Genomic DNA, 19235 nt, shown 5'->3' with positions numbered 1-19235 from the left:
GGTTTGCTGCTATGAAAAAAGCGGAAGAAATAGTCTATGCGAAATTGTCGTTGCTAAAAATCATCGACGAATTTCAACTGGAGATCAGCCGTGGTGACGATCTTCACACGGTATTCCGGAACCTGACCCGGCGGGTGCTGGGGTTGACGGAAAGTGAGTATGGGTTCATCGCCGACGTGAGGGAAAGCCCCGCAGGGGATCCCTACGTTTCCATACTGGCCTATTGCAGCATTTCCACCGACCCGGAGGTAAACCGGTTTTTTCAGGAATACGGCCGCAGTGGACTGGAGTTTTTCAACCTCAAAACCTTGTTCGGCCAGGTGTTCACCACCGGCAACCCGGTGGTTGCCAACGACCCGGCAAACGATCCGCGCGGGGGTGGAGTGCCGAAAGGGCACCCGCCGCTCAACGCTTTCGTTGGCCTGCCGGTCTCCCATGGTGGAGAAGTATTGGGGATGCTGTGCCTGGCCAATTGCAAGGACGGCTACAAAGAAGACCTTGTTGAATGGTTTCAACCGTTGCTCAATGTTTGCGGGCAGGTTTTGCTGGGTCTTCGCAATTCCCGGAAGGATGAGGAGGTGGAGAGGTGCATGGAACGCAAGGCCTCCTATATTCATTTGTTGAAATCGGTCACCCGGATTGCGGCTCAATCCGATTCATTTGAATCCGGGCTGCGGGCCTACCTGCGTGAGATTTGCGTGACTCTGGATTGCGCCCTGGGTGTTGTGCACCGGATGGATGACAGCGGGACCTGCCTGGTTCCGGCCGGCATTATGTACCAAAACATTCCCGATCTCACCCTACCCACCATGTCCCGGGTCATGGAAGCGGTATTTGCAAATGGAGAAGGGTTGCCCGGAAGGGTTTGGGACTCCGGTCTCCCGGTCTGGGAGCAGAATGTTTGGCGGGACAAGCTTTTCCTGGAAAGACTCGATATCCAGGAATCGGGGGCCGGTCATTCCGGGTTTGCCTTCCCCATTTCCATGAATAACGATTTTTTGTGGGTGGTTCAGGTTTATACCTCCAATGTCCGGGAACCCGACATGGAGTTGCTGGAGATCCTGACCACGGCCGGGACTCAATTGCAGGCCTTATTGGAACACAAGCAGCTTTCACGAAGCCGGGCCGTTTTGAACACCATTCTGCGAAATGCCCAGGATGCCATCATTGAGGTGGATCTCGACGGCAAGGTCACCGGTTGGAATTCGGGTGCGGAGCGGATTTTTGGTTACAAGCAGGATGAATTGATGGACCAAAACCTGGCCATGCTGATCGCTCCCGGAAATGAGGAGGACGCCGGGCGGATTCTGGAGGGGATTCGGGGAGGAGATACGGTCAAATTTGAGACCCGGGGAATTGACAAAAATGAAGAAACCCTGGAACTGGCCCTCACCCTGGCGCCTGTACTGGACTCCGGGGGAGCCTGTATTGGGGCTACAGTGATTGCGTGGGACGCCACAGGCTGGAAACAGCGGGAACGGGAATTATTGAGGACCCGCATTGAGGCCAACGCTGCCAATCGGGCCAAGAGCGAATTTCTTGCCCATATGAGTCACGAGATTCACACCCCACTCAACTCCGTCCTCGGGTTTGCGCAGATCATTGAGCGCGACCCCCGTCTTCCACCGCAACATAAGGAATACGTATCCCGTATTCTGGATGGTGGGAACCAACTCATGCGATTGATGGACGATATTCTGGAAATGTCCAAGATCGACGGCGGTGAATCGGAACTGTACAGTCAGGCTTTTGATTTGGTTGGCATGGTTGACCGCATCAATTCGTCCATTCGCAACCGGTGCATGTTCAAGGGGCTGGATTTTTTTGCAGAGGGACTGGAGGAACGGCCCCTTTGGGTGTACGGTGACGAGGCCAAATTGCATATGGCGCTCACCAACATCCTCAGCAATGCCATCAAATTTACGGACCAGGGAGCCGTGCTTCTGCGTGTTCAGCAAAAACCGAATGAGTGGTTTCGCTTTGAAATTATAGATACCGGAAGGGGCATTGCCGAGGACCAACTGGCAAAAGTATTTGACCCGTTTGAAAAACTGGGAGAAATCGGATTGAGCAAAGGCATGGGACTGGGCCTTTCTATCTCAAAGAAACACATCGAAGCCATGGGCGGGACCATTACCGTTCAGTCGGCGGAAGGCAAGGGCACGCATTTCACCATCGAGTTGCCGCTCAAACGGTTTGGAGAAATTTCGTCGTATGACAACGATTCCTGGCATTTTAAAAAGCCGCTTGCGTGGATGTCTTTGCGGGCAGGTTTTACGAATGGATTCCAGCTCCTGGAATCCCGCCAACTGGGCGAAGTGCTCGAAAGCCTGGGTATCTCCCTGCATCATGTAGAAAATATCGAGTCGCCGCAAATGCTTGAAGACCCGGGGGTGGATCTGGTGTTCTTGAATCTGGACGGGCTGGGGGCCAAAGCCGAGGCGCTGATCCGGAACCTGCGCAAGTACAATACCTTTGAAAAAATTCTTCTTGTGGGGGTGGCCGGGGCCCAAGGCCGGGAACTGGCCGATGCCTTCAAGCAGGCGGGAGCGAACCAGGTTTTGGATAAGCCGGTGAAGACTCAGGAAATTCTTCAAATCATTGGAACAGGTTACGGTTTGACCATCGATTTTCTGAAACGAACATCGGGACCCCAGGCGGCTGCCTCGGACCGTGAAATCGATCTGGCCCGGGTTCACTTTTCCAATCAGGTAATGGAAAACATCAAGGCGGCGGCATCCAGTTATAATTTCACCAGTTTTGAAAAGAGCCTGAACACCATCCAGGATGGCGGTGAAGAGAAAAAGCTCGCCCTGTATTTCAAGGATTTGATACGTTCATATGATATGAAGTTGATCAACCAGGTCATTGAGTTTTTGAACAGAATTCAATCGGGCCCGAGTTCCTAGTTCCCGGTTGTAATGTGTGAGCAGCATGTCTTCCATCCAGCCCGACCTTGAAGATTTCAAAATTTTAATTGTTGATGACACTCCCGCCAATGTAGATGTTCTGCAGAAAACGCTGGAGGTGGAGGGCTACAATATTTCCGTTGCCCTGAGCGGAGAAAAAGCCCTTACCATCGCGTCGCGTTTCATGCCGGACCTCATCCTGCTCGATATCATGATGGAGGGCATGGATGGCTATGAAACCTGCCGAAGGCTGAAAGCCGACCCGCAAACCGCCGAAACTCCTGTCATATTTATTTCCGCGCGTACGGATATTGAGGATGTGGTCGCGGGGTTCAAGCAAGGTGGTGTGGATTACATCATCAAGCCTTTCAAATCAGGGGAAGTGCTGGCACGGGTCAAAACACACCTTCAACTCCATTCCCTCAAAAAGCAACGGGAGGTTTTGATTCAGGAACTGGAAAAAAAGAACGTGGATCTGGTTGCGTTGAACGAAATAAAAAATAAATTCCTCGGCATTGCCGCACACGATATTCGAAACCCGCTTTCTTCCATCAAGGGATTCATTGAACTACTCGAACTTTCCGGGGATTCGTTTTCTCCCAAAGAACACAACGAAATGCTTCAGTTGATCAGCAAGTCGGTCAATGATGTGTTGGGCATGGTGGATGACCTGCTGGATATTTCGGTTATCGAGAGCGGCAACCTGAAGCTGGACCTGGGGCCCGGCGATCTGACCGCTTTGTTGAAGGAAAGGATCCAGATCAATTCAGGGCATGCGCGGGGCAAGGATATTTCCATAAATGAGGATTTGCAGGATATTGAACCGATCGTTTTCGACCGTGGCCGCATGGCTCAGGTTTTGGACAATCTGATCAGCAACGCGATCAAGTATTCCCCGCTCGGGTCGGATGTCTTCATCGAGCTGCGGCAGGAGGACGGCTGGACACACGTGCGGATCCGGGATGAAGGGCAGGGGATCCGGCCGGAAGATCAGGAACAGATATTCAGGGGATTCCAGAAGCTCGGCGCCCGTCCCACCGGGGGCGAAAAAAGCACGGGTCTGGGGCTGGCTATTGTCAAAAACATCATGGAATCCCATCAGGGAAAAATAGAGGTGCGCAGCGAGGTGGGAAAAGGGTCGACGTTTGAAGTCGCTCTGCCAAAATTGGAGATGCCGGACTACAGGTTTTAAAGAGGGGCGGGAATCCGGAACAGGTTGGCCGGCAAACCCATTGCCTCACTTGCCTTTCATTTTTTCAAGCAGCTGGTTGAAGCTTTCCGTTAGATCGCCCACTTCATCCTTGGCCTGAATAGGAAGCTTTTTCTGGCGTAAATTCCCCTGCGCCATTTCCCTCGCCATGTTGCTGACCTGTTTGATGGGTTCGCTCACAGTGCGTGTGATGGTGGACCCCAGCACCCCCGCCATCAATGCCGCAATGAAAAACAGGATGACCAGAAGCACCACGAGAAAGTGTGTGCGGTTGGAAATTTCCTGCATGTCTTTATCAAGCAGCTTGTTCTGCGTATCCGTCATTTCATTCAAAAAGGATTTGATACGGAAGGCGACGGGCACCGCCTTTTGCGCCAGCCAGGCGTTGGCCAGATTCCACTCCTTGCCCGAACGGATTTGGATGATCTCCTGCAAAAGAGGGGCGATCTGTTCACGCGCCCGTTCCAGCCGTTTGAACACCTTCTGCTGGTCCGCAGACAACAATTTGAAGTTTCGCTTCAGGTCGTTGAAGCGGTTCGTGTTGTCCTCCCAGTTTTTCCGAAACTGTTCCTTGAATCCGGGGTCGCCCGATAATAGAAACTCTTCCGCCTTTTCGAATGCCAGACTGGTCGTTCCCTCCAGGTCGGCCATGATGGCCAGGAGCGCTTTGCGGTTCTGTGAAGACGGAGGGATGCGCATCTCCAGGTTGATCATGCGGGTGACGTAAGTCATCAACCGGTCTTCCAATGGCTGTGCTTTTTCAAACAGGATTTTTCGGGCCGGTGTATTTTCGTCTGTTTGGGCAATGCTCTCGATTTCCTGCTGGAACACCTTGAACTGTTTGAGGTCTTTCTCAATGGCATGGAGTTGATTCACATACTCCTGGTTGTTCCATTGGCCGGAGAGCTCGTGCAGCTTTTGGAGGGAGGGTTCAATCTGCTCGTTCCAGGCAGTGGCGCGCTCTTCCTTGAACTTGGGATCGCCCAGTATCACCCATCCGCGCAGGGAGGCAAGCGAATGGTTCATCCCGTTCAACATCATCAGGCTGGAGTGGGCGGTCGGGGTCCGGAGGGTCACCACCCGTTTGGTGATCGCCTCCATATTCTTGACCTGCTGAATGGTTATCAGAACCACTCCCATAAGAATCAGGGTGATGACCCCGAATCCTACCCCGATTTTGGTGCTTACTTTACAATCTCGGAACTTTCCCATTCGTAATCCAGGATGGCGAAATCAGAATCTGCGGTAATCCGGTCCCGAAAAAACCAGGTTCCTACCTATAATAATTCTATTTTCCCGGATTCCAAATGATAAATCGCACCCATGACCACCAATCCGGCCTCTTCGGTCAATTTGGACAGGATCGGTTCGGTTTTCCGGATATTTTGTACGTTATGTAGGACATTCTCCCGGACCACCTCATTGACTAAAGGAAGGTGCCCATTACTTGTGCACTTTGATACGCTGGGTTGAATGAACTCCACCAGGTTGCCAATGTGCCCCGGAACCTGATCGCCGGAAACGGCCGCCGTCACCGCGCCGCAGTTGCTGTGGCCGAGAACGATGATGAGCCGCGTTCCCAGGTGCTCCACGGCATATTCCAGGCTGGCCAGGACCATGCTGGAGGCGATATTGCCCGCGACCCGCAGGACAAACAGGTCCCCCAGTCCCTGATCGAATATGATTTCAGGGGCAACCCGGGAGTCGGAGCAGGCCAGGACCGCCGTAGGTGATGGCCGACCCTTCGCGCATTCCTTCCGGTAGAGAGGGTCCTGATGGGGATGGAGCGTGGCTCCCCTTGCAAATCGTTGATTCCCCAGCATCAGTTCGTTTAATAATTGAGTTGTCATTTGTCCGCTTTCAACAATAAAACAGGTTGGAAGAAAACCCGGTAATCTAAAGTAGCACAGGGGCTTAATAATTTTTATCTGGGAATTCATGATTGTGAGGTCGAGATACTTCGAATATTACGGGGAGGATTGGCAGTTTCTGGAATTGGTTTTTTAAAGGCGGACAACGGGGATCGTCCCCGGTTGCTTCTGCAGGAGGGAGCGGGAGGTTCCTGTTATGAAAATGAAATCCGGACCCGAAAAAAAGGGCCCGGTCGCTCGATCCCATGAGGGAAGTCTTACAGCCTGTATTTGGGAATCAGCTTTTGCTGGCGGCGGACATTGTCCAGTTCGTCAAAAAATGCATGCATGTCTTCCTGAGAGGCATCGGACAATTCTTCTTCCAGCCACTTCATGCAAGCTTCAAAGGAAGGGAAGAGATACTGCTCCGGAATCATGCCGGGAACAATGTTGATGCGCCTCAGCATGCGCAGGGGCTGGTCCTGCAGTCCGGTCATCACCACCGCAATGTTCCGGGTTTCAAATTCGCGGATCACCTCTTCCAGTGCGTACAGACCCGTCTGGTCGATGTGGGGGACCTTTTTCATGCGGAAAATCACGACGCGGATATCAGGCAGGGTTTTTGCCATTTCCTGAAAGAACGGAGCGAATCCGAAAAACAACGGGCCGTCCAGATGCTTCACGTAAATTTTGTCCATGATGTGGGCGGGAATGTGTTCGTCATCCCACGGAATTTCCTTGGAATAGGATCGGAGCGGGGAGATTTTCACTTTCTGTCCCGCCTGGTCGCTCATCTGCTTCATGAACAGAACGGAAGCCAGGATGAGGCCTGCCGCCACGGCCTGGATGAGGTCCACAAAAACGGTCAGCCCGAGCACCAGGAACATGACCACGGCATCGGCGCGCGGCACTTCCTTGACGTGGCGTATGCCCTTGTAGTCGATGATACCGATACCGACGGTGATCAGGATGCCTGCCAGTACGGCAAGGGGAATCTGGGAAGCATACACGCCCGCCCCCATCAGGATGACAAGAAGCACGATGGAGTGGATGATTCCCGACAGGCGGGTGAGGCCGCCGGAATTGATGTTGACCAGCGTGCGCATCGTCGCGCCTGCACCCGGCAGACCGCCGATCGCGGCTGCGGCCATGTTGCCGATGCCCTGGCCCACCAGCTCCTGATTGGAGTTGTGCTTGGTTTTGGTGATGTTGTCCGCCACCACCGAGGTTAGAAGCGAGTCGATGGCACCCAGCAGCGACAGGGTGAGTGCCAGCTTGATGATCAGGCCCATTTTCATCCCATCCAAAGACATATCACCGATCCGCAGTTCCGGAAACCCATCGGGAATGTCGCCGATCAGGGGAACGTTCAGCCCCACCCAGCCGGAGATGCCGGAGACCACGAAAAGGGCGACCAGCGTACTGGGGATGGTTTTGGTGATGCGCGGGAAGATGTAAATGATGGCGATGGTGGCGGTGGCCACCAGCACGGCTTCCCAGTTGATGGCGGTCAGGGCTTTGGGCAGTTCATGAAAAACCGCCGGAATGGTTTTCGGCGATTTCTGTCCCATAAAGGGAAAGATTTGCAGGATGATGATGATCACCCCGATGCCCGTCATGAAACCGGAAACCACCGGATAGGGAATGTAGCGGATGTAGGTGCCCAGTTTCATGACACCGTATCCGATCAGGAACACCCCGGACAGGAAAAAGATGGCGATGATGGTGCCGAAAGCGGCTTCCAGACTGCCCATGTTCTGGACGGCGGTCATGACCACCACTGTGGACACAACCGTCATCGGGCCGGTAGGGCCGCTGATCTGCTGGCGGGTTCCTCCGAAGAGGGCGGCAAAAAAACCAAGCGCAATCGCGCCGTAGAGCCCGGCGATCGCCCCCATGCCCGATTGAACCCCGAAAGCCAGGGCCAGGGGGAGCGCCACGATGCCTGCCGTGACCCCTCCGAAAAAGTCCCCCTTTAGGTTATTCAGGTCGTACTGAAAGTACGATTTGAGGGAGAGGCTTGCTCTTTCCTTTTCAACCTTCGGCATGGACCCAATATTCAAGGTTTTCGTCTGCATATGGATTTTAACTGTAAAACATTGGAAAAAAGCATAGAGTTTATTCTAGCGAAAATAAGCAATTTGGTCACAAAAAAAACGACATATAATCGAAAAAACTCTATGCCTGTAAAGTATTAAATTCAAAGGTCATTTCTGTCATTGAGTAGGAATTTTGCCCGGTTTGGCATAGGATAACACGAGGAAAAACCAGCCGCCCTCTCCCGCAAAGGAGGGCGGCCAGCCGGAGGTAAGCCAGTGAGAAGGAAAAGTCCTTATCGCTGGTCGGAGAATCCGGGCAGGAGAGGCTGGCCCGAACTCAAACATGGGGGTGCGTGGGGGTCTCCCTAGAAAGAGATATCCCATTGAACCCGGATGCGGTTGTCGTCGTAAGACATTCCGGTGGACGCGTCTTCCAGCTCCAGAATGGAATAGTCGACGGTGACTTTGTTATCGTGGCCGGAGAAGAAGTAGTTCAAAGCCCAGGTGTATTCTTCACGCTCGTCGGTGAGGGCCACGTTGCTGGCCACCGGTGCATCGACAAACGCGTACCGGAAAGCCAGTTCCAGTTTTTCCGGAATCTGGGGAACCAGGCCGTGAAAGAAGTAACCCGCCTGGGCGTACATCCCCTTGTATTTGTGGGTGGTCATGTTGCGCTTGTCCTCGACGTCCTTCCAGTGGTATTCCTGCTGAATCGACAGGCCCCGGTACTTGAACGCGAATTCCTGAACGTACTGTTCGGTCTTGAAATTCTGCGAAGTGGCCCCGGGACCGGTCAGGCCGCTCAGGTTGCCACAGCCGGAAGAACTCCAGCGCGAGCATTTGCCGTTGTTGGTGGCGGCGCCGAAAGCCAGGCTGCCGGTCGGTTTTTTATGGAATTCCACATCCGACTGGCGCCATTTCAGGTCGCGGCCGAGAAAGTTCCACTGCAGGCGGCCCATGTACATCATGTCATTGTCCGGATTGTTGACCGAGCGGCCTTCGCCGTTGAACACACCCACCCAGTACCGCATATCGGCGTAAGTCTCTTTAAAAAAGCGGCCGCGAATCTGCGCGCCCACCTGGCGGTCGATGGTGAACACGCGGTTCACGATGGACCGTTCCACGAACTGCTGGCGTCCGGAGGAATCCACACGCTCGCGGTTGAAGTCGATTTTCCACTGGCCCACGCGGATGCCGAACTCATCGATCGGTTGCAGGGTGATGCGCCAGTCGATGACCCGCGCGGAGGAGGCCGCAGCATTGTCATCGACATCGCGCGACGGTTGCAGGTCCACTTCGAAGTAGTAATCGATCCAGGGCTTGTATCCGTGACCGCCGATCTTCATGCGCAACCGGCGGGCTTCAAAGTTATTTGAATCGGAGCGGGTGGTGAAGTCCGACACACCGCGCGGATCGGAGCGGTGGGGACTCGTGTACCGCAACTGGGCGCGCCACACGAGCCGGGTCGAGAACAGGCCGTCGGCGGTTTCCAGCTCGAAACCGGGATTTTTGTATTTAACCCGAATATAATCTTCTCCGCCTCCCCCCTGTTTTCCCACGTTCTCCTTCCACTTTTTTTCAAGCTCTTCGAGCTCTTTCAATCTTTCCTCGTCCCGTTTCAACCGTTCCTCAAGGTTTTCGATGCGCTTCTCGGTGTCTTCATGAATGCTTTCCATTTCCTCATTACCCGGGACACAAAACGCCGTGGACGGTAACAGGGCGCTCAGAACAAGTAAAACAAGGACTGCCTTTCTGATCATTACTTCCTCCTCGTTAGGGATGGCTTGCGGTGACTTGTGAACCCTTCGATCTTTTGTATGACAGGTTCAATGTTCAACGGGTTCAAAATAGAAAGGAAATGTTAGATTTTCGCAAGGGATGAATTTGCATTGATCTAGAAATAGGGAAAACTCTGCCAAATCATGCGAAATCTGGAAATACTAAAAAATACGGCCAACCCTCCCGTGGGTTGAACGGCTTGATGGATGGCTTCCTGCCGTTTTGGAGTGGGCATTCTCCCAGGAATACCGGATGTTCGATTGTTCGGGACATCGACGGGTCGAAGGCGTAACGTGGTTGACAAAACAGCATGCCAGCGAATACATTGATTTCGTTATAACTTACCCAGAAATCGTTGTTAATCCGTTGAAATGTTCGAATCATGTTGCCTGAATGGATTGAATACAAAATTCAAGTAGAAAAAACCAAAAATGAACTGGCGGGGGCCGATTTGAGCAACCGCAAGCTGATGCAGGCCAAGCTGGACCACGCCCAGTTGCAGGGCGCGGACCTGAGTTATTCCTACCTCATCTGCGCCGATCTCACCGGCGCGGATTTGAGCGGAGCGGACCTCACCGGCGCAGTGCTCAGCGAGGCCATCCTCAAAGGCGCCAACCTGGAGGACGTTGAATTCGAGGATTCCTACCTGAACGGTGCGGACCTGAGCGGTGCCACCAATCTCACCTGCGACCAGCTCGAACTCGCCTACCTGGACAAAGATACGCGTTTGCCCGACAATATCCAGATTGAATGGGTCTCCGACGACCAGTTCGAATGCTGTGAAAAGGGTTGAGGCCGGATCATGACTGAAGGCAAACACGCGGTGGTTCTGGTGGGTCATGGAGGCCTGCCTAAGGACTGCCCGTCCGACTGGGTCTCCCGACTCAAGAAGCTGGAAGGCCAGCGAAAGGCCACGGGGCAACCGCCGACGGCGGAGGAAATGGACCTCGACCGCCAGATCCGCAACTGGCCGCGCACGCCGGAGAACGATCCCTATCACCACGGCCTGCAACGTCTGGCCGAGCGGCTGGAGAAGCGGGTGGCTCCCTCGCGCCTGGTCGTGGCCTACAACGAGTTCTGCGCGCCTACGGTGCTGGAAGCGGTGGAGAAGCTGGTCGAGGCGGGGTTCACCCACGTCACCGTTGTTCCCACCATGTTCACGCCGGGTGGTTCCCACTCGGAACAGGAAATTCCTGAACTCCTCTCCACCCTGCGCAGCCAGTTTCCCGATCTCAACCTGCAATACGCATGGCCGTTCGACCTCGATACCCTCGCCGGATTTCTGGCGGATCACCTTGACGGGTATTCTTCGCAACCCCCTTCCCGCTGATTGCTTCCCGATCCCTCTCTTCCTGTTATGCCATTTCCGGCTTTAAAAATCCGGTAAAACCGTTACATTGGACAAAGGGTTTATACTCTATTGAATTATTGGTTGATAACTTCATTTTATTCTTCGCGCCGTGCCGTCACATTCCAAACGACAAGCCAATAAGTCCGGTGTCCGCCTGTGGGCGCTGGAAGTCCAGGGCGGGGTCACCTGCGCCGATTACGACGGCGTCTCGCACTTCCTTGCGCTCGGGTTCGAGGACGGGCACGTGCAACTTCTGGACGCCAACGGCCATGTGCTGTTCGATGCGAACGTGGGCAAACCCGTCAGGCAGGTGCGGTTGTTGCCGGTCAAAAAACGTCTGGCGGCACTGGATGAGTACAGCCGTGTGACGGGGTTCGATTTTTCCGGAAAACAGACATTCCGCCAGGATTACGACGCGGTGTGGACCTCGGTGGAGGCGAAAGGCGGTTTCTTTTACCTGTGGGGCTGGAAAGCGGAGACCCTCAAGGTCGACGGTTCCGGCCGCGTGCGCCAGCGCCTGCCCCTGCCGTCGCCGCGACGGGTGGTCCGCGCCATCGGGAAAAAGGATCAGTTCTGGATCGTGCACAACCAGGTTTCGCTCGGGCTCTACACCGGCCACGGCGCCAACCTGTGGCTGGTCAATTGTCCGGCGGCGATCGACCTCGGCCGTGACCGTCCCTCGGAAATCGTGACCAGCGACTCCGGCGACGCGCTGGCCATCTGCTGTTTCGACAAGGGGGTGTATATCTTCGATGGCGAGGCGCGCACCTTGCGCCACATCGACCTCGACCGCATGGTGAACCACATCGACGTCAGCGGAACCGGCGACTACCTGCTTTTGTCCGATCCTTTCCACAGTGTTTACATGGTGGACCGGGAAGCGCAGGTGGTGTGGCAGACGAAACTCGACAGCGGAGTGGGCGGGCTGTTCGTGGACCGCAAGGGTGACCGGGTGCTCCTGTTCGAGGAAACCGGGGTGCTTTCCTGCTACAAGTTTGTGAAGGACACGGAAGCGCGCACCGATTACCTGGAGCTCACCAGCTTCAGCGAGGTGTCCGATAAAAAGGAAATCTGGAAGGAGAAGGTTCCACCGTCCCTCGCCCACGGCGATCCGGTGCTGTGCCTGTCCGCCGACGGCAAACGATTCCTGATGGGCGGACGCAAGGACTTCCGCCTGCTTGATGACGCGGGTCGCGGGTTGTTATCGAAAACCTTCATGACGGGCATGGATCACGCACGACTTTCCCACACCGGCGACCGTGCGTTTTTCTGGAGCGGCAACGAGTTGTGGGTGGTGGATATGGAAACCGGCAGGGAGACGCAGATCGGATTTTATCACTACCCGCTCAAAGCGGTGGGGATCGACCCGGAGGGCCGGGCCTTGATGACATACGATGCCAGCGGCTGGGTGGGGTTCTATTCCGGAAGCGGCAAAAAAAAAGGTTCGTACGATTTCGACCTGCCCATCCGCGCCATTCTGTTGAACCAGCGCGGTCGCATGGCCGCCTTCCACACGTCGCCCGCGGTGGCCATCCTGCTGGACCTGAAAACCATGAAAGGCAAACGCCTCCGTCTCAACGCGCCGATCGACGCCTGGGCGCTGGACGATAGCGGCCTGTACCTGGGGTGCCGGGACGGCGGATGTCATCGCTTCAACCCGAAAGGCGACCGCGACTGGAAGTTCACCCTGCCGGAGGCGGTGGGCGGCATCGATCTCCTGCCGCGTTTCGCGGTGTTTCGGGGAACCAGCAAGCATATGTTTGTACTGGAAAAGCTTGGTTACCAGCCGGAAGGGGCCGTGCTTCATTCATCGCGTTCGGTGCTCACACAGCACGGCGACGATATTCTTGAACTCGCTCCCGTGCGTGATGCGGTTTCGTGTTACAAGGTGTCGACAGGGGAACTGGTATGGAAAATCCATTGCGGCTCCACCGTCAAGGCCCTCGCCGCCAGTCCCGGCACCAACCGGCTGGTGGTGCTGGATGCCAAGCAGTGTCATTACCATCAATTGATCGCGGACGCGGCGGACCTCGAAGACCGCTCCGGTTTTCTTGAATTTTAATCGACCCGGGAGACGCCATGAAACAACTCAAGGAAGACATGTCCCTGTCCATCCGCGCCCGGTACCCCCTCCTGTACCTGGTGACCTCGGAAGAAGCGCGTGCCGAAGAGATGCTTCAGGAGATCGCGCAGTCGAGCCGAAAGGAACTGATCATATGGAGCCTGTCAAAGGGACTCATGCCTTCCCGCTACGGAGATGAGCAGGACAACGATCCCGAAGCGGTGCTCAAGCACATCGAGGCGTCGGATAAAAAAGCCATCTTCGTGCTCCGTGATTTCCATCCGTTTCTGGAAAAGGAAATCGTTCTGCGCCGCCTGCGCGACCTCATCGGCCACCTCAAGAAAAGTTACAAGACGGTGGTGCTGGTCTCTCCGGTCATGAAAATTCCGCCGGAGCTGGAAAAAGACATCACCGTGTTCGACCTGCCGCTTCCCGATGCGAAGGAACTCACCACCGTGCTCAACCAGCTTCTTGCGCCCTACCGGGACAGCGACAAGGTGAAGATCGACCTGCCGCCGGAACTGCTGGAGAAAGTCGTGCAGGCGACGTTGGGTCTTACGCGCAACGAAGCCGAGAACGTGTTCGCCAAGGCGCTCATCACCGGGCGGCAGTTCGGCTGGGACGATCTGCCGTCGATCATCGAGGAGAAGAAGCAACTCATCCGCAAAAGCGGCATCCTCGATTTCATCGGCCTGTCGACGCAACTCAACCAGGTGGGCGGACTCGACAAACTGAAAAGCTGGCTGGCCGAGCGCGGCCGGGCTTTCAGCGTGAAGGCGCGCGACTACGGCCTGCCGGAGCCGAAAGGTTTGCTCATGCTGGGCGTGCAGGGGTGCGGCAAGAGCCTCGCCGCCAAGGCCATCGCCGCCGAATGGAACCTGCCGCTCCTGCGTCTGGACGTCGGCAAGATCTTCGATTCGTTCGTCGGTTCCTCCGAGGACAACATGCGCAAGGCGATCCACCAGGCCGAGGCCATGAGCCCGACCATCCTGTGGCTGGACGAAATCGAAAAAGGCTTTTCAGGCATCCAGAGTTCGGGTTCGGTGGACAGCGGCACCACGGCTCGCATCTTCGCCACGTTCCTCACCTGGATGCAGGAGAAAACGAAACCCGTGTTCGTCATCGCCACTGCCAACAACGTCGAAGACCTGCCGCCGGAATTGCTGCGCAAGGGCCGCTTCGACGAAATCTTTTTCATAGACCTGCCCAAAGAATCCGAGCGCGCCAGGATTTTCGAAATCCATATCCGCCTCAAAAAACGCGATCCGAAAAAATTCGACGTGGCCGCGCTGGCGAAGGCGGCGGACCAGTTCAGCGGCGCGGAAATCGAGCAGGCGATTCTCTCCGCCATGTACCGGACGTTTGCCGAGAACCGGGAGTTTACCACCGAAGATGTGGTGCAGGAGATCGGCCGCACCGTACCGCTTGCCGTCACCATGAAGGAAAAAATCCAGTACCTGCGCGACTGGGCCAGAAACCGGGCGCGTCCCGCTTCCTGAAAACGGCCGCGCTCTCAACCCTGTAATTCGCTTGCGCCCACCGGGTCGGGCTCCCATATTTAAAAATATACCTTTTTGGAAGAGCTCCCGTGAAAGCCCTCATTCTCGACATCCAGAAAAAAGACTGGGAAACCACCCGTGGCATGACGTTCACCGACGTGAGTGAACCCTCCCTCGACGAACGCAAGAATCCCGACGACGGCGGCAAGGTCATCATCAAGCCCCGGTTTGCCGGGTTTTGCGGCACCGACAAGGGCATCTGGTTTCGCAAATCGTTCCGCGACATGATTTTCGACTCCATGCGGAAGGAAGGCCGGCATTACCGCATCATGGGGCACGAACTGCTGGGCGAGGTGGTGGAAGCGGGCTCTTACGCCGCCAAGCAGTACGGCTACAAGGCGGGCGACACGGTCTCGACCGAATCACACATCTTCTGCGGGCGATGCCATCAGTGCCGGATCGGCGACCAGCACGTGTGTGCCGACCATTTGATCATCGGCATCTCCACCGACGGCTGTTTCGCCGACTACATCAAGCTCCCGGCCAAGGAGTTGTGGCGGGTGGATACCGACCGCATCCGGCCGGAGGTGGCGGCGATCCAGGATCCGCTGGGCAACGCGGTGCATGCGTGCAGCCGTGTGGACCTGCGCGGGCGTACGGTGGCCATCTTCGGGTGCGGCACCATCGGCCTGTTCACCATCCTGGTGGCGCGGGCGATGGGCGCGACCCACATCATCGGTGTCGATCCCAATGAAAAGAACCTCAAGCTGGCCGAGCGGCTGGGTGTGGACCTGACGCTTGCCGTGGACAAGACCGTCGAGGAAGGGGAGGTGGGCCCGGATCAGGACATCGTCGCGCGCATTCGTGACGACTGCTTCGGCGCCGGGGTGGACGTGGCGTTCGAGATGTCCGGGAACAACCGCGCCCTCAACACCGCGCTGGCCGCCACCCGTGCCGGCGGTGACGTCATCCTGTTCGGCCTGTCGGCGGGGGATTTCACCCTGACCGACTACCAGCAGATCATCATGCACGGCAAAGCCCTGCACGGCATTGTGGGGAGGGAGGTGTTCCAGACCTGGTACACCATGAGCAACCTTTTGATGTCGAAAGGCCACGACCTGCAGGACAAGATTTACGAGGTGATCCTGAACAAGGGCGAGGGGACGCTGTTTCCGTTTCATTCTTTCGACCGCGGGCTGTTCGAAAAGGCCATTCAGGAACATCCCAAGATCATTTTCCGGTTCTGACCGGACACCGTTCCATTTGAGGAGGCAATTCCGACATGGACAGCAAGCATCTCGAATTCATCCGGCAGGAGTTGCAGGACATCCGCCAAGCGGGATTATATAAAGAGGAAAGAACCCTGCTTTCTTCCCAGCATGCGCACATCCGCACGGGCGAAGGGGAGGTGCTGAATTTCTGCGCCAACAATTATCTTGGCCTGGCCAACCACCCGGAGATGATCGCCGCCGGAAAGGAGGCGCTCGACCGGTACGGTTACGGCATGGCCTCGGTGCGTTTCATCTGCGGCACGCATGAGGTGCATAAGGAACTGGAAAGCAAGGTGTCCCGGTTCCTCGGCATGGAGGACACCATCCTCTATTCGTCCTGCTTCGACGCCAACACCGGGCTGTTCGAGACCCTGCTCACGGAAAAAGACGCGCTGTTCAGCGACCGGCTGAATCATGCCAGTATCATCGACGGCACCCGCCTGTGCAAGGCCATGCGCTTTCGCTACAACCACAGCGATATGAACCATCTGGAGACCCGCCTCAAGAAAGCGGCGGAAAAGTACCGTTTCAAGCTGATCGCCACCGACGGCGTGTTCAGCATGGACGGCGACGTGGCCCGATTGAAGGATCTGTGCGACCTGGCCGACCGCTACGGTGCGACCGTGATGGTCGATGACAGCCACGCGACCGGGTTCTTCGGCCCAACCGGACGCGGAAGCATTGAATATGGCGAGGTTATGGGAAGGGTGGGCATCATCACCTCCACCTTCGGCAAGGCGCTGGGCGGGGCGTCCGGGGGATTCACCGCCGCGCGAAAGGACGTGGTGGAGCTCCTGCGGCAACGCTCACGCCCCTATCTGTTTTCCAACTCCCTGTCGCCGGTGATTGCCGCCGTGACCTCGAAAGTGATTGATTTCATCGACGCTAACCAAAATCTGGTTAGAAAAATTGCGGACAACACCCGTTATTTCCGGGAGCGCATCGCAAAAATCGGGTTCGCCATCAAGCCAGGTGACCATCCCATCATCCCCATCATGCTGGGCGACGCCCGGCTGGCCCACCAGATGGCCGACGCTCTTCTCAAGGAAGGCATCTACGTGATTGGCTTCAGCTATCCTGTCGTGCCCAAGGGTGAGGCGAGGATACGCCTGCAAATTTCAGCGGCTCACGAGACTGCGGACCTGGATCGAGCCGTTGATGCCTTCAGGAAAGTGGGCGAATCCTTCTCAGTCCTATCCCCAGCCTGACACCTTGTGAGAGTTAAGCCCTGCGTAGCCACTTTCTTTGGTTGTTTTTTAGAGTGTAAATATTGAGATTGTAGTTGAGTGGATGAGGTATTTGGGGGCTGAAATTTTTCGTTTTATTTTCGCTTTTCAGTGAAAAAATAGTATATCCGATTTCTTCAAGATATTTCGGAAGCGCTGAACCTGGGGGGCGGCTGGGTTGTGCCGGCCGGGAGTGGGTCCCCGGGTGACCGGTTAACCATATCGTTTGATTGAGCTAACACCGATCCTGGAATGGAAAAAATGTACGCTTAAAAATGAACCGGTTTTGGGGCATCCCATTACCAAAAATAAGCGCGAAAAACTTAATTGGAAAATTTGTTTTTTATTCGAACGCGTGCTTCATGGCGTTATTTTGATTGAAATAAATACGTAAATTTTTTTTTGTACAAAAATTTATTTCCCATAAAATCATTCGACATTTTGCATTTGTGAGAAAATATAAGAAAGCACAGTTCAAGTTGTTTGGGTTGGATCGAAATCAATTATGGGTTGATCGTCCCTCACAAATTTGATAATCATGTTTTCTCTTTTTACATAAATTCAAAAATTGCATTTGAATTTTTGAAGAAGGAACCATTCCATCCCCGGTCCAATGAATCATTGGATTCGCCGTTGAAGCCGAACCCTGGTTTCATTTGAATAATCCGTTAGCTTAAAACTGAATTGCTGAAGGGTAAAACCGCTGGGGATGTTTTGCTCTTTGAAAGGAATCACCTTTGCTACGAATTTTGCCGGAAGGCCTCGCAGCAGCTATCAAAGGGGGTGTTGGCATGTTTGATAAATCTCAATACAAGGGTGGCGACAAGAAGCCTAAATACCTGACAAAGCTGGGGCAAATCCCACAGTTGAGCCAGGACGACATAAAGGCGTTGGCGCCGGTCAGCGAGCAGTTTATTTTCCGCACCAATGAGTATTACCAATCGCTGGTCGACTGGGACGACCCGAATGATCCCATCCGGAAAATCGTGGTTCCCGACGTCAGTGAATTGAATGAATGGGGCCAGCTCGATGCTTCCGACGAAGAGTCGTACACCGTGGGGCACGGCATTGAGCACAAGTACGATTCCACGGCTCTGCTCCTGGTGAACGAAGTCTGTGCGGCCTACTGCCGGTTCTGTTTTCGCAAGCGCCTGTTCATGGACGACAACGACGAGGTCACCAAGGACATCACCGAGGGACTGGCGTATATCCGCGAGCATCCGGAGATCAACAATGTGTTGCTCACCGGCGGTGACCCGCTGATCATGTCCACGTCCAAGCTGGAACCCATCATTCAGCAGGTACGCGAGATCGATCACGTGAGGATCATCCGCATCGGCACGAAAATTCCGGCGTTCAACCCCATGCGCATTTACAACGACGATTCCCTGCGAGCCATGTTTGAAAAGTACAGCCTGCCGGAGAAGCGCATTTACGTGATGGCGCACTTCAATCATCCGCGGGAATTGACGCAGGAAGCGGTGCGGGGGCTGGATTTTCTGATGAAGTCCGGGGCCGTTGTCATCAACCAGACGCCGATGATCGCGGGAGTCAATGATGACCCGCAGGTCCTGAGCGAGTTGATGAACCGGTTGTCATACATTGGCGTTCCGCCGTATTACGTGTTTCATTGCCGGCCGACACTGGGCAACCGTCCGTATACGCTGCCCATCGAAAAGGCATATGAAATTTTCGAACTGGCCCGTATGAGGGGTTCCGGCCTTGCCAAACGGGCGAGGTTTGTGATGTCGCACAGCACGGGCAAGATCGAGATCATCGGTCTGTCGGCGCGGAACATTTATTTCAAATACCAGCGTGCTGCAGAGAACAGGAACAGTTCGCGCTTCATGGTGTACAAGCGTAATCCCGAAGCCTTCTGGTTCGACGACTACAAGGAACTGGTGGATGATTACATTCTGGAGGATGAGCGGGCTATGAGGCAGGAGCCGGCCTTCGACTTCGAGTACGCCTAGCGGTACATGGTTGGACAATCAGGCACCCTGCACGGTTCCGGGATGGAACGGTGCGGGGTGTTTTTT

13 protein-coding genes are annotated in these 19235 nt (G+C 55.2%); 9 read left to right on the top strand and 4 right to left on the bottom strand.

Features of this window, described 5'->3' with window-relative positions:
* Positions 1 to 11: 11 nt before the first annotated feature.
* Entirely contained in the window at positions 12 to 2909 is a 2898-nt protein-coding gene (locus ACTRW9_RS00505) for an ATP-binding protein (protein ID WP_442427893.1), read from the top strand.
* Positions 2910 to 2934: 25 nt separating this feature from the next.
* Positions 2935 to 4101, top strand: coding sequence for a hybrid sensor histidine kinase/response regulator (locus ACTRW9_RS00500; RefSeq protein WP_442427892.1), 1167 nt, complete (start codon positions 2935 to 2937; stop codon positions 4099 to 4101).
* A 45-nt stretch (positions 4102 to 4146) separates the two neighbouring features.
* On the opposite strand, the gene ACTRW9_RS00495 is transcribed toward ACTRW9_RS00500, so the two are convergent.
* The 4 genes from ACTRW9_RS00495 to ACTRW9_RS00480 form a co-directional block, all read right to left on the bottom strand.
* Positions 4147 to 5331 carry a HAMP domain-containing protein gene (locus ACTRW9_RS00495; protein WP_442427891.1) on the bottom strand — a complete coding sequence of 395 codons (1185 nt, stop codon included), beginning with the start codon at positions 5329 to 5331 and terminating at the stop codon, positions 4147 to 4149.
* Positions 5332 to 5396: 65 nt separating this feature from the next.
* Positions 5397 to 6059, bottom strand: coding sequence for a carbonic anhydrase (locus ACTRW9_RS00490; protein WP_442427890.1), 663 nt, complete (start codon positions 6057 to 6059; stop codon positions 5397 to 5399).
* A 188-nt stretch (positions 6060 to 6247) separates the two neighbouring features.
* Positions 6248 to 8047, bottom strand: a complete 1800-nt coding sequence (locus ACTRW9_RS00485) for a SulP family inorganic anion transporter (protein ID WP_442427889.1) — start codon at positions 8045 to 8047, stop codon at positions 6248 to 6250.
* Positions 8048 to 8373: 326 nt separating this feature from the next.
* Complete coding sequence (locus ACTRW9_RS00480; protein ID WP_442427888.1) at positions 8374 to 9684, bottom strand: porin; 1311 nt, start codon at positions 9682 to 9684, stop codon at positions 8374 to 8376.
* A gap of 485 nt (positions 9685 to 10169) precedes the next feature.
* On the opposite strand from ACTRW9_RS00480, the gene ACTRW9_RS00475 reads away from it, so the two are divergent.
* From ACTRW9_RS00475 to ACTRW9_RS00445, 7 genes are all read left to right on the top strand, one after another.
* Positions 10170 to 10580 (top strand): pentapeptide repeat-containing protein, encoded by a 411-nt coding sequence (locus ACTRW9_RS00475; RefSeq protein WP_442427887.1) that lies wholly within the window; start codon positions 10170 to 10172, stop codon positions 10578 to 10580.
* A 9-nt stretch (positions 10581 to 10589) separates the two neighbouring features.
* The gene (locus ACTRW9_RS00470) at positions 10590 to 11117 is read left to right on the top strand and encodes a sirohydrochlorin chelatase (protein ID WP_442427886.1); all 528 of its coding nucleotides are present in this window, start codon (positions 10590 to 10592) and stop codon (positions 11115 to 11117) included.
* Positions 11118 to 11247: 130 nt separating this feature from the next.
* Positions 11248 to 13200 carry a hypothetical protein gene (locus ACTRW9_RS00465; protein ID WP_442427885.1) on the top strand — a complete coding sequence of 651 codons (1953 nt, stop codon included), beginning with the start codon at positions 11248 to 11250 and terminating at the stop codon, positions 13198 to 13200.
* 17 nt (positions 13201 to 13217) lie between these two features.
* Positions 13218 to 14699, top strand: a complete 1482-nt coding sequence (locus tag ACTRW9_RS00460) for an AAA family ATPase (RefSeq protein WP_442427884.1) — start codon at positions 13218 to 13220, stop codon at positions 14697 to 14699.
* 89 nt (positions 14700 to 14788) lie between these two features.
* Positions 14789 to 15946, top strand: a complete 1158-nt coding sequence (locus tag ACTRW9_RS00455) for a zinc-binding dehydrogenase (RefSeq protein WP_442426429.1) — start codon at positions 14789 to 14791, stop codon at positions 15944 to 15946.
* A gap of 35 nt (positions 15947 to 15981) precedes the next feature.
* On the top strand, positions 15982 to 17178 hold the full coding sequence (gene kbl / locus ACTRW9_RS00450; RefSeq protein WP_442427883.1) for a glycine C-acetyltransferase: 1197 nt from the start codon (positions 15982 to 15984) through the stop codon (positions 17176 to 17178).
* A gap of 809 nt (positions 17179 to 17987) precedes the next feature.
* A complete protein-coding gene (locus tag ACTRW9_RS00445) occupies positions 17988 to 19169 on the top strand; it encodes a KamA family radical SAM protein (protein ID WP_442427882.1) in 1182 nt (393 codons plus the stop codon).
* Positions 19170 to 19235 lie beyond the last annotated feature (66 nt).

Source organism: Nitrospina sp. 32_T5 (assembly GCF_052156635.1).
Classification (GTDB): domain Bacteria; phylum Nitrospinota; class Nitrospinia; order Nitrospinales; family Nitrospinaceae; genus Nitrospina.
The sequence above is the reverse complement of the archived record's forward strand: the minus strand, read 5'-3'. Positions and strand labels throughout refer to the sequence as shown.